At 48.1% G+C, this 14,029-nt stretch carries 8 protein-coding genes; 6 read left to right on the top strand and 2 right to left on the bottom strand.

Annotation, left to right across the window (positions count from 1 at the left end):
• The first annotated feature begins 61 nt into the window (after positions 1-61).
• Positions 62-1,522, top strand: a complete 1,461-nt coding sequence (locus H6F91_RS00670) for an alpha/beta fold hydrolase (protein ID WP_190775839.1) — start codon at positions 62-64, stop codon at positions 1,520-1,522.
• A 191-nt stretch (positions 1,523-1,713) separates the two neighbouring features.
• Here the strand turns inward: H6F91_RS00670 and hcp are convergent, their stop codons facing one another.
• Positions 1,714-3,348: a hydroxylamine reductase gene (hcp, locus tag H6F91_RS00665; protein ID WP_190773852.1), complete on the bottom strand. Its 1,635-nt coding sequence runs from the start codon at positions 3,346-3,348 to the stop codon at positions 1,714-1,716.
• Between the two features lie 237 nt (positions 3,349-3,585).
• Here hcp and H6F91_RS00660 point away from each other — a divergent pair, with 237 nt between their 5' ends.
• Complete coding sequence (locus H6F91_RS00660) at positions 3,586-4,281, top strand: Crp/Fnr family transcriptional regulator (RefSeq protein ID WP_190789177.1); 696 nt, start codon at positions 3,586-3,588, stop codon at positions 4,279-4,281.
• A gap of 269 nt (positions 4,282-4,550) precedes the next feature.
• Here H6F91_RS00660 and H6F91_RS00655 read toward each other — a convergent pair whose 3' ends face one another.
• Positions 4,551-6,077 (bottom strand): FAD-dependent oxidoreductase, encoded by a 1,527-nt coding sequence (locus H6F91_RS00655; protein ID WP_190773854.1) that lies wholly within the window; start codon positions 6,075-6,077, stop codon positions 4,551-4,553.
• A gap of 333 nt (positions 6,078-6,410) precedes the next feature.
• Between H6F91_RS00655 and H6F91_RS00650 the strand changes: the two genes are divergently transcribed.
• From H6F91_RS00650 to H6F91_RS00635, 4 genes are all read left to right on the top strand, one after another.
• Positions 6,411-6,569 (top strand): hypothetical protein, encoded by a 159-nt coding sequence (locus H6F91_RS00650; protein WP_190773855.1) that lies wholly within the window; start codon positions 6,411-6,413, stop codon positions 6,567-6,569.
• Between the two features lie 488 nt (positions 6,570-7,057).
• Complete coding sequence (locus H6F91_RS00645) at positions 7,058-11,215, top strand: PAS domain S-box protein (protein WP_190773856.1); 4,158 nt, start codon at positions 7,058-7,060, stop codon at positions 11,213-11,215.
• 80 nt (positions 11,216-11,295) lie between these two features.
• A complete protein-coding gene (locus tag H6F91_RS00640; protein ID WP_190773857.1) occupies positions 11,296-12,615 on the top strand; it encodes a response regulator in 1,320 nt (439 codons plus the stop codon).
• A 120-nt stretch (positions 12,616-12,735) separates the two neighbouring features.
• Complete coding sequence (locus H6F91_RS00635) at positions 12,736-14,001, top strand: S41 family peptidase (RefSeq protein ID WP_190773858.1); 1,266 nt, start codon at positions 12,736-12,738, stop codon at positions 13,999-14,001.
• The last annotated feature ends 28 nt before the right edge of the window (positions 14,002-14,029 follow it).

Below are 14,029 nucleotides of genomic sequence, written 5' to 3'. Positions count from 1 at the left end.
GAGTCAAAGACCCACCAAAAATTACAAACAGACCTGTACGTGGTGTTAAGGAAAACTTGAGTTGAGATTTTTACCATTAAGTCGTAAACGCTTGGGGCTACTGCTGGCAGCAGCCCTGCTGATCGTTTCATCCTGGTTGGGAATTACAACAGCCCGAGCCGGATTGGAGGTGCGATCGCTCCAGCAGGAGGATGTCCCCCTGCTATACCTGGCTCCTCAACAGGCAAAGGCAGTACCGGGCGTGTTGATTGCCCATGGTTTTGCTGGCTCTAAACAGTTGATGCTGAGCTATGCCCATGTACTGGCCCATGCAGGCTATGCGGTTATGCTGTGGGATTTCGATGGGCATGGAGCCAATGAGGCTCGCTTGCAACGGTATGAACTTCAGCAAAATCTTGATGTTGCCCTACAAGCCCTGCTACAGCAACCGGAAGTTGATCCTACGCGTTTAGCGCTATTGGGGCATTCCATGGGAAGTGGAATCGCAATGATGGCGAGTATTCGGGCTCCCGATCGCTTTGCGGCAACTGTCGCCGTATCTCCCACAGGGGCGAGTGTCACGCCGCAAGCTCCGCGTAATCTTCAGTTGCAGGCGGGGAGCGGAGAAGGTGGTTTTGTGGCGAATGCCCAACGGCTACTGGCCCAAGCCGGTGGGGAAAATCAGAATTTTGCCATGGGGCAAGCACGGGAGTTCGTTATCATTCCTGGCGTAGAACACATCACGATTTTGTTTAGTGATGATAGCCATCAAGCTGCGCTGCGCTGGTTGAATACAACTTTTGGCAAAGCTCAGGATAGCCAGTATCGCGATCGCCGCATGGCCTGGTACGGTTTGCATTTACTGGGATGGTTGATAGGATTAGCGGCCCTTGCGCCCTGGATCAGCAAATCGGACATTGCGGTAGAGGTAGCCCCGCTTCGGCGGTGGGCAGGTTTGGTGGTTGCACCACTGGTAGCTGTGGCAGGACTGTTGCTGCTCAACCCACAATTCAATCTTCAGGATTTGGGTGGTGTGCAAGTGGGTGGAGCGGTGGGAGTTTGGTTCCTCATTGCTGGCTCAGTCTGGTTAGGGCTACTGGCGCGTCTACCCCGTTTTACCTGGGGTACCCTTATCTCTGGGTTGGTACTGTTTTTGCTGCTTTGGATTGCTTTTGGTGGAATGGCACAAGTTGTCTGGCTCCAGTGGTGGCTGATTCCGAGCCGATTGCGATTATGGTTTCCTTTGGCGATCGCCTGCTTGCCCTGGTTCTTGGCCTCCGGAATTGTGCAGCAGAATATCAGCATTGGCAGACGGGTTCTCTGGTGGTTGGGGCAGAGCTGTGTTCTCATTGGAGGTTTTGTGTTGACCCTATACTTCTTGCCTCAACTGGGATTTATGTTCCTACTTCTACCGCTCTTTCCATTGTTGATGGGGATTCTATCTCTGGTTGCAGGGTTACTGAACCAAGCCTGGGTGTATGCGATCGGTTCTAGCCTTTTGTTCGCTTGGCTGCTGGCCGCCGGTTTTCCATTATCGGCTTGATTGGGTTGCCCCCTTTGCTGATAGCGGTTCATTAAGAGGGTGTGGCGCTGTGCGCCACACCCTCTTAGGAGATTTCCAGCAATGAAATTACCCCCCAGGATGTTGGTGTTTTGCCCGCGAAGCGGGCAAAACACCAACATCCTGGGTAAATTCTTATGCAGAAACGTCCTTAGATGGCTGTAGTTAAGCTGTTAACTCAGACAAGCCGCCAAGTCTGTTTCTGGTGTTGTGATGAGTTTGAGATTGTAGGTTTCGGAGAGTAACTTCACCACGTTGGGAGAGAGAAAGGCTGGCAAGGTAGGGCCAATGCGAATGTTTTGAATGCCCAGGGAAAGAAGCGTGAGAAGAACGGCGATCGCCTTCTGCTCATACCAGGACAGCACCATTGATAGCGGCAGTTGATTCACATCAACCTCAAACGCTTTAGCCAGGGCTACTGCAATCTGAATGGCGGAATAGGCATCGTTGCACTGACCGACATCCAATAAGCGGGGAATACCGCCAATGGTTCCCAGGTCATGGTCAAAGAAGCGGAATTTGCCACAGCCCAAAGTCAGCACCACACAATCCTGAGGCATGGAGTCTACCAAGTCGGTGTAGTAGTTACGACCCGACTTCGCACCATCACACCCGCCCACCAGGAAGAAGTGGCGAATTTGGCCTTGCTTCACGGCATCAATGACCGTATCTGCGACTCCCAATACAGCATTGTGGGCAAATCCGGTCGTAACGGTACCGCGCTCACTTGCGGCTTCAAATCCCGGTAATTCCTGAGCTTTTTGAAGAATGAGTGAAATATCGTGCAGATTGATGTGCTGCAAACCGGGGAATCCAACCGGGCCAAGGGTGAAAACCCGATCTTTATAGGAATCACGGGGTGGCATGAGGCAGTTGGTCGTCATCACGATCGCCCCGGGGAAGGCTTCAAACTCCTGAGTTTGGTTTTGCCATGCCGTGCCGTAATGGCCATAGAGATGAGGATAGGTTTGCTTCAGTTTCGGATAACCATGAGCGGGCAACAGTTCTCCGTGGGTATAGACGGTAATTCCAGTACCAGCCGTCTGTTCTAGAATCGCCCGCAGGTGGAGCAGGTCATGACCAGAGACAAGGATTGCTTTACCGGCTAAATTGCCCAGGGGAACAGGGGTAGGAACGGGATGGCCAAAGGTTTCCGTGTTACCTGCATCCAGCAGTTCCATCGCTTTCAGGTTCATTTTTCCAACCTGAAGCGCAAGCTGAACCCACTGCTCCAACGTCATAGTGTTGGTATCAAGATTAGCTAAGACTTCATGGAAGAAGGTATAAAGATCTTCATCCGACTGGTTTAACTCAGCAGCATGGAATGCATAGGCAGCAACACCTTTCAAGCCATACAATACTGTCAAGCGCAGCGAGAAAATATCAACATCCTGGCTGGATTGACTGATAAATTCGATCTCCAGGTCACGTCCTTGTTGAATACGCTGTTGTAGATTGCTGGCGGGCTTAAACTGGGCAATCGGTGTCTCTACCCGCTTATGCCCTGCCGCCTGAATTTGTTGCTGAAGCCCTTCCCGAAGCGCGATCGCCCGGTTGATAAATGCCGAGAAGTCTTCTGGAACAAAATTCACATTAGTCAGTGTTGCAAATAGCATTTCACAGGTAAACTCATTCACTTCCCGGCTGTTAATGTCCAGGAACCGGGCTTGCAACGCCACCTGTGATAGCCCACGCAAACAATGCACGAGCAGGTCTTGTAGTGCATCGACGTCTGGGTTCTTACCACAGGCTCCCCACTGCTGACACACATCACCACGGGTTGTTTGCTCACATTGATTGCAGAACATAAAATCTCAACTCCAATCCTTCATGCTCTTAGCCTATGAGCGATCGCCAGAGGATTCTTTGACCTAAGTCAAAAGCAATGAAAAGGTTTGTAAACATGGCAACCTTCAGATTTGGAAACCCACTTTTGTGAGTGAGGTGGGCTTAGCCCACCTCACTCACAAAAGTGGGATATACCCCAGCAGAACTGCGTCAGTTTGGGAGTTGATAAATTAGGGTAAGTAGGAACGGAAGCACTTATGGCGATTAGTGAGCGTATAGCAGATATTCAACGCTTTCTCAGACAAACACCCATTTTTCAGACCGCTTCAGATGAGCATGTTGCTGCCCTGGCCGTGATTGCCATCCCACAAACCTATCGACGGGGTGAAACTCTATTTCTGGAGGGTGATGAGGGAACAGGCTTCTTTATTGTCAAGTCTGGCAGAGTCAAGGTGTTCAAAGTAGGGAAGGATGGCAAAGAGCAAATCCTGCATATTTTTGGGCCTGAGGAATACTTTGCAGAGGTGCCAGCTTTTGATGGAGGGCAGTTTCCAGCCTCGGCTGCAGCGCTTGAATCTGTAGAAGTCCTATTTATCCCACGGGCAACGTTTTTGATTGTGCTGGAGCAACATCCCACTCTGGCGATCGCCATGCTCAGCACCTTTGCTCGCCATCTACGGCGGTTAGCCCATCTGGTAGACTCCCTTTCTTTTAAGGATGTACCGCAACGATTAGCGAATTATTTGTTGAATTTAAGCGATCGCGACAGCCAATCTGACATTGTTGAATTGGATTTACCGAAAGGGCAACTGGCGGCCCTCCTGGGCACCATCCCCGAGACATTGTCGCGCACCTTTTACAAATTGAGCCAGGAAGGCGTAATTGAAATAACCGGGACAACAATTCGGTTGTGCAATCGCGATCGCCTTCGTGAGTTAGGCCACCGTGATTAGGCCGTGTTTTATCGCGCTACGCACTTAGAACCAGAGTTAGGAGATTTCCAGTAATGAAATTACCCCCAGAATGTTGGTGCTTTGCCCGCTTCGCGGGCAAAGCACCAACATTCTGGGTAAATTCTTATGCAGAAACCTCCTTAATGCTTGAAGAGCTGCGATCCTCGCAGCTCTTCAAGCATTAACCAATAAAAGTTATTTTTTCGTGTGCTTCTCGCACGAAAAAACAACCCTTCCTATGAGCTTTAAAGCACGCTCTAAAGGAATTGTCACGGCAGCCATAGAGACGGCAGCAATCGACTAGACCAGTCTCTCAAGCTACGATTGGCTGTACGTGCAAATTCAATATGAGGTTCATCTGGTTCCACTGGAACAATGGGGGCAGACGTACCTATACCAAACTGTTCAATCACTCGATTAGCAGCTTCCAGTCCAGTTACATACGCTTTTTCCTGTGACCAGGAACCATGACGCGTAATAATCCAATCCCCACTCATAAACAGATTGGATACACTCGTTCTTCCAGACAACATAGATTGATAGCTACCAGGAGAGAAGTGCGTGACAGCTCTAGGTAATCGCACAACGCTACTATCAATCACCTTAGCGTCACAAAATTGCGGTACACAGGTTGTTAGATCTTGATGCACTTTAGCAATAATTTGTTCATCATCTAGCGGTAACAATTGATTAGCATGATAAAAATCTGCTTCAATCACACTCCCCGCTTCATTCTTCCATTCATCATGCAGCGTGTTGAGATCAAAAAATGTCCATCCGGTTGTGGCATCAAACCCAAAGCACGCATTAGACGGCAGGGGCACAGGGACTTTGCGATCAAACCAAAGCCGGGTTGCCAGCACATCAATTGCACCCAAATTCATCAGGTCACAAAATTCAGGGAACTGTCGAAGTGTCGAACTGTTACTGACGATTTTTTGCATTCCCGTTACGCCGACTGCGAAAATCACAGCGTCGGCCTCGAACCTTTCATCACCGCACACCACGCCAGCAACTTGAGTGCCATCACCCCCGTCCTGTGATTTAAGGATTAAATCGGTCACTCGCCGCTGAGTCAGAACCCGTCCACCTGTCCGCTCAATTTGCTCAACCCAGGGACGAAAGATCTGCTCCCCCACAGTGCCACGGCACCATACCACATCAAAGTCAGGCTGGTGAGCCAGGATGAAGTAATACAACATACCTAACGCCGCTGCCGCCGAACATTGTTCTCCCGGAGCAAACAAGCCTACCAACAACATTGGCTCAAACGACTCTTTGTAGAGACGAGCCGACACCCCAAATTGCTTAAAGAGTTCACGAGCTGTAACCGGGTCATACCGTCGCCATGCAGCATCAGAATTGTCAAAATCGATGATGGCATAGAGCAGGGGTAAGGCCGAGAGGCGATCGCTCAACGGCAACCGCTTAAATCGGGTATACAGAAAGGTTCCCAGAGGTGTGGGAAGCCGGGGTTCCTGTTGAAAAATGGGTGACTCGACTTCTAAACCAGCCGGTGAATATTGAGATGAGCGAGTCCAATCGGTAAACGGACTCAAGCCTAATTGTTTCACTAAAGCAAAGATATTGCGGTAAGGATACCAGAAGCCATGGATGCCAGCTTCGACAGCCCGCCCCTGTGCTGTTTTCCACCCAGCGACCAGTCCACCTGGGTATCCCCCTGCTTCCAGGAGAGTAACATCGTATCCCTGGTGTACTAAATGGTAAGCGGCTCCTAAGCCAGCCCACCCGGCTCCAACGATGACGACTTTGGGACGTTCTTGAGTTTGATTCATCAGTTGAGATCTCAGTTTCACCTACTTCAAACATAGCAGTATGAATCGGTCTCCCGTTTTTGTCTGGGTTCCACTAGCCCAATGTTGCAATTCTTGTAATACCGTTTTTATATACAGAATGGGAGGTGTGGCACGTACGCACCACACCTCCCATTCTGTACAACTTCCTATTGATTTGGTACAGTTGGCGATCGCAACACCTTCAACGTAAGGAATCCATAAAAGAATCTCTGAGAAGATACAAGTATCTTTTGTAGCCGAAGATCTGATTGGCTAAAAATTACAGATGAATAAATTGTGGGGTGAGCATCTTGCCCATTCTGGATAGACAGGATGCCCAACCCACAAGAACTGCAATTTGTTTCGTTTGTGTTCCTCAGTACAATATGGCTTACGCTTTCCCTTGTGGGGGTGAGTGCGATCGCCCCTCACCGCAAGGTTACGGATCGCTCCTATGCCACCTTCCAACTTTCCGTATTATTGCTGAGGTAGGTCACCTGGAAAGCTGTTTCCGATCGCACTCACACTTAACATGCTATTCGGGCTTCTACGCCGAATTCGAGTCAAAACTAAACCACAATATCCAACAGCAATTGATTTGCTCAACCTTAAGAACGGTTTGAAAAATCGTTAATCTATGCCTATAAATGGGTATCTTCATTCAAGTGAAGTTTTCCAAGAGTAGGAATTTGTCTTAAGATAGTCCCCTTAACTGAGATAGCAAATATCACAATTTCCACCTATGATCCAGTCTAAAAAAGCAGCGTTGGCTAATTGAATTAGAGGTAGAAAACTTTTTTGATCTCAAAAACTATCTTTGGATAGATTTCTCAAGAGAAGTAAATTTGTTTCTTTTATCTCATTCTAAAAACCACCCAGTTTTATCTATTTAATAGATGTTAATACTAGATAATGGTTGGGAACGCTGGGAGCAGAGGGCTCTGTATGGCCTCTTTTCACCCTAGTTCCCTGGCACGTTCATGTCCAAATTGCAACTTTTGTCGTCACAATATGATTTGCTGCACCGAATAACAACTCGTATCAGGCAATCTCTTCAACTGCAGGAAATTTTACAGGCGACCGTTGCAGAGATTCGAGCATTTTTGAAGACAGACCGAGTTATGGTCTATCGATTCTGGTCGGATGAACATGGGGAAGTCATTGCAGAGGCACTTGAAGACAATCGGCTACCGTCTCTGATGGGATTGCACTTTCCGGCCGATGATATCCCGCCTGAGGCCAGAGCACTTTACTTGCAGACGCGGCAACGTTCCATCGTTGATTTGTCTGCCCGGCAAATCGGTTGGAGCAAGCCAGATACGCTTGAACAGGCAGAAACTATTCAATACCGCCCCGTTGACCCCTGCCATATTGAGTATCTCAAAGCAATGGGCGTGCAATCATCCGTCGTCGTTCCGATTGTGCAGGAGGAAGAGTTGTGGGGGCTGCTGGTAGCCCATCATTCCCAGCCTCAGACTGTTTCCCCAGTCAATTTGCATTTCTTGCAATTAGTTGTGGATCAGGTGGAAGTTGCGATCGCTCAATCCACTCTACTTAGCCAAGTACAGGCACAAGCCCATCGGGAGAGCGTCGCCAATCACATCGCGACCCTATTGCATTGCAGCCCTGACCATCCCTTTCAATCTGCTCTGGAAGCTACCGTTAAATCCCTCAATGGGTCAGGTGGCAGGCTATTTCTACTGCCAAGTCATCTTCAACAATCCCCTGAAGTTTACACATGCGGCATCCAACCTCAGGCTGAGCAGAGAGCAGATACTCAGCCTTTAGAACAGCGTTTGCCATGGCAAGCTTGTACTGTCTCAGATGTTCTAGCTATCACCGATCTCTATCAGGACGAACAATGTCTTCCCCTAGTAGGGCTGTTTCACAACACACCTATTCGGAGTCTACTCATCCTTCCGTTACGACAGGGACAGCAAATCGTCGGCTTTTTGACACTCTTCCGCAATGAAATCGAAACGGAACGTTTGTGGGCAGGAAAGTTTGACCCAGACGAGCGCCAAAGCCTACCGCGTCAGTCCTTCGAGCAGTGGCGAGAACACCGAACGAAGCAGGCACAAGGATGGACAGAGACAGATCTGAACCTGGCTCAGGCCATCGAAATTCATTTTGCATTTGCTGTTGCACAGCACCAACTTCAGGCTCAGGTTCGAGCCCTCAATTCCAACCTTGAGAAACAAGTCAAGAAGCAAACTCGGAATTATATCAATATTCAATTTGCTTTGGATCAGGCGTCAATTGTTGCCATAACCGATGGCCAGGGAATTCTTTCGCTTGTTAATGACAAGTTCTGTGAGATCTCGAAATATAACCGGAATGAATTAATTGGAAAACCTTATCACATTCTAAAATCGGAATACCATTCACAAGATTTTTTCAACCAAATGGAACAAAGCATTATGGATGGAAAAGTTTGGCGGGGAGAGCTTCAGAATATTGATAGAGATGGAACAGCCTATTGGACTGATACAACGATCGTACCGTTGGTGGATGAACATGGAGAGATCTACCAATATGTTTCTATTCAAACTGACATAACCGATCGCAAACAAGCTGAAGATGTATTGCAGGAACAGACAAAGTTATTACAACTCATTCTTCATTCTATAAGCGACGGTATCATTGTTGCAGATAGAGAGGAGCAATTTCTGATTTTCAACCCGGCTGCTGAACAGATATTTGGTAAGGGTGCCACAGCAACTTATAAGGATGATTGGTCACAGCAGTATGGTTTATTTCTACCCGACCAGATTACACCGTTTCCAAGCGATGAACTTCCTCTAGCACGAGCCATTCGAGGCGAAGAAGCCAAAGCCATCGAGATGTTTGTTCGTCACGCTCAAGCACCCGAGGGGGCGTGGATATTAATCAATGGTGAGCCGCTGAAAGACGAAGCTGGACACTTGCAAGGAGGCGTAATTGTTTGTCGCGATATCAGCGATCGCAAACGCTCAGAAATCGCCTTGCAGGAGAAGGAGACCCGTCTGCGGCAGTTTATTGAATATGCACCCATTTCGATTGTCATGTTTGATGAAATGATGCATTACCTAGCCGTCAGCCAGAGATGGCTAGACGAATATGGCTTTGACCATGACATTATTGGGCGATCGCACTACGAAGCCTTCCCAGAAATTTCTGAGGAATGGAAGCAGATTCATCAACGCTGTTTAGCTGGCGCGATCGAGCAGCGTGAGGAAGACCCCTTCATCCGCAGCGATGGTTCTGTAGAGTGGATTCGCTGGTCATTACGCCCGTGGTATACGGCGATCGGAGAAATTGGTGGTGTCATCTTATTTAGCGAAAACATTACAGAGCGCAAGCAAGCCGAACTAGCTTTACGCCAAAGTGAAGAGCGACTACAAGCAATTCTCGACAATTCGCCTGCCGTCATCTACATGAAGGATACGCAGGGACACTTTATTACGGTGAATCGGCAGTTTGAAGCCCTCTTTCACTTGAGTAAGGCTGAAATTGCTGGTAAGCAAAACCGTGATCTATTTGAGTATGATTTAGCCGATGCCTTCGACGCGAATGATAGAGCTGTCTTGGAAACCGGAAAAGCAATGCAGTGGGAGGAAGTTGCACCTCATGATGATGGGCTACACACCTACCTTTCCCTCAAATTTCCCTTACTAACCGAGGAAGGGATGCCCTATGCCCTTTGTGGCATCTCCACTGACATCACTGAGCGGAAGCAAGCCGAGGTTGCCTTGACTCAGGCTAAGGAAGCCGCAGAAGCTGCCAACCGGGCCAAGAGCGAATTCCTGGCGAATATGAGCCATGAATTACGAACTCCCCTCAATGGCGTCATCGGGTATGCCCAGGTTCTCCAGCGCGCCAAGACACTAAATGACGAAGATCGAGCGCGCATTGACGTCATCCATAAATGCGGAAGTCATTTGCTAACACTCATTAATGACATTTTAGACCTGTCAAAAATTGAAGCTCGGAAAGTGGAATTGAGGCCAACAGATTTCCATTTTCCTGCCTTTCTTCAAGGTGTTGCTGAAATGTGCCGCATTCGTGCTGAGCTGAAAGGCATCCAATTTCGCTACGAGTCAGCCTCCGAATTGCCAACTGGCATCCGAGCTGATGAGAAACGCTTGCGTCAGGTTTTGATTAACCTACTAAGCAATGCGATCAAATTTACAGATTCAGGCAGTGTCACCTTCACCGTTAGTTTTGCGTCAGCAGGTAAGATTCGATTTTCTATCCAAGATACAGGCATTGGCATCTCTCCTCAAAATCTCCCAAACATTTTCCAACCGTTTGAGCAAGTGAGTGACATGAGATACCAATCCGAAGGAACCGGATTGGGGTTAGCGATTAGCCGAGAAATTGTCGAGTTAATGGGTAGCACCATTCAAGTTCATAGTGAAGTGGGGGTTGGCAGTATCTTCTGGTTTGATGTGGAGCTACCTCAAGCAGATGAATGGGTAAAAACATCTCAATTGGACCATTATGGTCAAATTATTGGCATCAGAAACTGCCAGCCGAAAATCCTTATTGTTGATGACAAATGGGAAAACCGATCGGTAATTTCCAATCTTTTAAGTCCTATTGGCTTTGAGGTTATCGAGGCCATAGATGGGACTGACGGTTGGCAGAAGGTTGTTGATGCTCGGCCCGATCTCGTCATTACAGATCTGTTGATGCCCGGTCTTGATGGGTTTGAACTGATCACACAGATTCGAGCCTCTACAGCATTTCAAGACTTGATCATCATCGTTTCATCGGCCAGTGTCTTTGAGACGGATCAGTACCGTAGCATTGAGGCCGGAGGTAATGATTTTCTGGCTAAACCTGTATTGGCAACTGAGTTACTCCAGAAATTACAAAAGCATTTGCATCTGCAATGGCTCTACGAAGAGCAGGAACTATTAACAAAACCCGAAACGAGTTCTGAAGAACTTGTTGCTCCCCCGACAACGGAGCTAGAGGCACTACATGAGTTAGCCATGAAGGGTAACTTTATTGGCATCACGAAACGGGCAGCATCACTCGAACAGATGGATTCGAAATACAGTCCCTTTGCCCAAAAACTTCTTCAACTGGCCAAAAAATTTCAGGACCAAGAAATTCTTGCCCTCATTCAGTCCTGCCAGCCGGAAGATTAACCCATTCACGGCTTGGGCTTATTGCCCAGATAAAATTGCTTCCAAGTCCACAAGGTTCACCGAGTCCACCTGTTAGAACTATGAATCCAGCTAAGCAGAATGCAGTCGTGCTCATCGTTGACGATAATCCTGCAAATTTAGGAGTTTTATCCGATACGCTCGACCAAGCAGGAGTAGAAGTGTGGGTCGCACAATCTGGAAAAACGGCTTTAGAACGCGTCAACTATGCGCTACCCGATTTGATTCTGTTAGATGTAATGATGCCGGATGTGGATGGGTTTGAAACGTGTCGCCGACTCAAAGCAAACCCAGCGGCAAGGGGAGTACCTGTCATCTTTATGACGGCCCTTTCAGATATTGATCATAAAGTTGAGGGATTTCAACTTGGAGCTGTTGATTACATTACAAAACCTTTCCAGCAAGAAGAAGTAGTAGCCCGTGTTCAACTACATCTCAAAATTGCAGATCTGTCCAAAAAGTTGGAAGAGAAAAATCTATTACTAGAACAACAAGTTGTAGAAACAAACCAGGCTTATCGCAACTTACAGCAGATGCAACTCCAACTCGTGCAGAGTGAAAAAATGTCTGGATTGGGACAGATGGCGGCTGGAATCGCTCATGAAATTAATAACCCTGTGAATTTCATTTATGGCAATCTGGTTCATGCAAAGGAGTATATGGAGGACATCACAGGATTACTCAGCCTTTACCAAGAGGAGTACCCCAAACCGACCCCTCGTATTCAGGCTGAGCAAGATGCGATCGATTTACCCTTTATTCAGGATGACCTCTTCAAGCTTTTCAATTCAATGACTCTAGGGGCACAGCGGATTCATGAAATTGTCAAATCTATGCGGATCTTTTCCCGCCTGGATGAGGTCGAAGCGAAAGCCGTGGACATTCATGAGGGCATTGATAGCACACTCACAATTTTGCACCACCGCCTGAAAACAAAAACAGACTTCACCACAATCGAAGTCATTCGGGAATATGGTGAACTACCCTCAATCGAATGTTATGCAGGGCAATTGAATCAGGTATTCATGAACATCCTATCCAATGCTATTGATGCATTGGAGGAATGTAGTACACAAGGGAAAGAAGATAGTAGACAACCCGGAAGAATTCATATCAGGACTGAATCTTCAGACGATCGCTGGGTCACCATCCGGATAAAAGACAATGGTCCAGGAATCAGCGAAAATATACAGACAAAATTATTTGACCCGTTCTTTACAACGAAGTCTGTCGGTAAAGGAACGGGGTTAGGGTTATCGATTAGCTATGAAATTGTTGTTGAAAAACATGGTGGTAAGCTCTATTTCCAGTCGGCTCCAGGACAGGGCACAGAGTTTGTCATTGAAATTCCAGTGAAGCAACAAAATTATTTCGCCGCCTAGCTTCTAGCTCAGTAGTAAGCTGTGCCTAATGTTCTATATCCTGCTCAGGAAACGTAGAACACTAGGCACAGCTTCATATTGAAAAGATATAAGATAGGGGCTATTACCACGGGAAAAATCATGCGTCGTAGATGGTCTCACTGGATGCTTCGCTGGCTACTCCTTGGCATGTTTGCCATTCTAGTAACGGTGGGTGGGTGGCAACGGCTCACTCCGGCCACAACAGCCACAACAACTCCGCTATTTGAAGAGGCATGGAAAACCGTACGGGATAATTTCTATGACCCCAACCTCAATGGGGTCGATTGGAATGCGGTGCGATCGCACTACCAACCCATCTTTGGGCAAGCCCAAACCCAGGCTGAAGCGGCCGCTGTCATCAATGACATGTTGGCAGAACTGCACACCTCCCATACACACCTCTACACTCCTGAAGAACCGGCCTACTATCAACTGCTGGGCATCTTTCAGCCCTCAATGCGAGATTTACCTGCCGCCGCTCGACAACTTTTTCCCAATGGACGGTTTGAATATACTGGTATTGGTATCTTTACCCAAACTATCGACGGAAAAGTTTTTATCAGCGGGGTCCTAGACGGAAGACCGGGGGCGATCGCCGGACTCCAGGTAGGCGATGAAATTGTAGCGGTAGAGAATACGTCCTTTCATCCCATCCAGTCCTTTGCAGGCAAAGCAGGACAGGCCGTCAAGATGCAGGTGCGGCGCACTCCCAATACCCTGATAGAGGTGAGTGTTACTCCCCAAGTCCTCGACACTACAACCTTGTTTTTGGAGGCACAGCAAGATAGCATCAGCATCATCGAACAGGATAACAAGCGCATCGGTTATGTCCACATCTGGTCAAATGCTGCCGACCCACACCAACAAACGCTATTGAATGAGCTGATGTCTGGAAAGTTGCACGATGCAGATGCACTGGTGCTGGATCTACGAGATGGCTGGGGTGGGGGAGATCTTGACTACCTCAACTTTTTCACGGGAAAGGGGCTAACCATTCTCAATCGAGGACGCGATCGCGACCCTTTTACCTATGCGACCTACTGGAACAAGCCTGCTGTCATGCTGATTAATGCAGGCAGCCGCAGCAGTAAAGAAATTTTAGCCTATGGGTTTCAGCAGGAACGGGTGGGACCGCTTGTGGGAGCAGCAACCGCTGGGGCCGTTGTTGCAGGGCGTCCCTTCTTGATGCAGGATGGCACCTTGCTTTATGTCGCAGTCGCCGATGTGTTGATTAATCAAAGCGAACGATTGGAAGGGCGAGGAGTTAGGCCGGATGTCGAGGTAATAGCTTCAATACCTTATGCTCAAGGTGCAGACCTACAGAAGGAGCGGGCGATCGCCACTGCTATTCAAGCTATTCAATAAGAAAATTTCCAGTAACGAAATTAATCTG

It is taken from the genome of Leptolyngbya sp. FACHB-8, from assembly GCF_014695575.1.
Taxonomy (GTDB): domain Bacteria; phylum Cyanobacteriota; class Cyanobacteriia; order Elainellales; family Elainellaceae; genus Vacuolonema.
The sequence above is the reverse complement of the archived record's forward strand: the minus strand, read 5'-3'. Positions and strand labels throughout refer to the sequence as shown.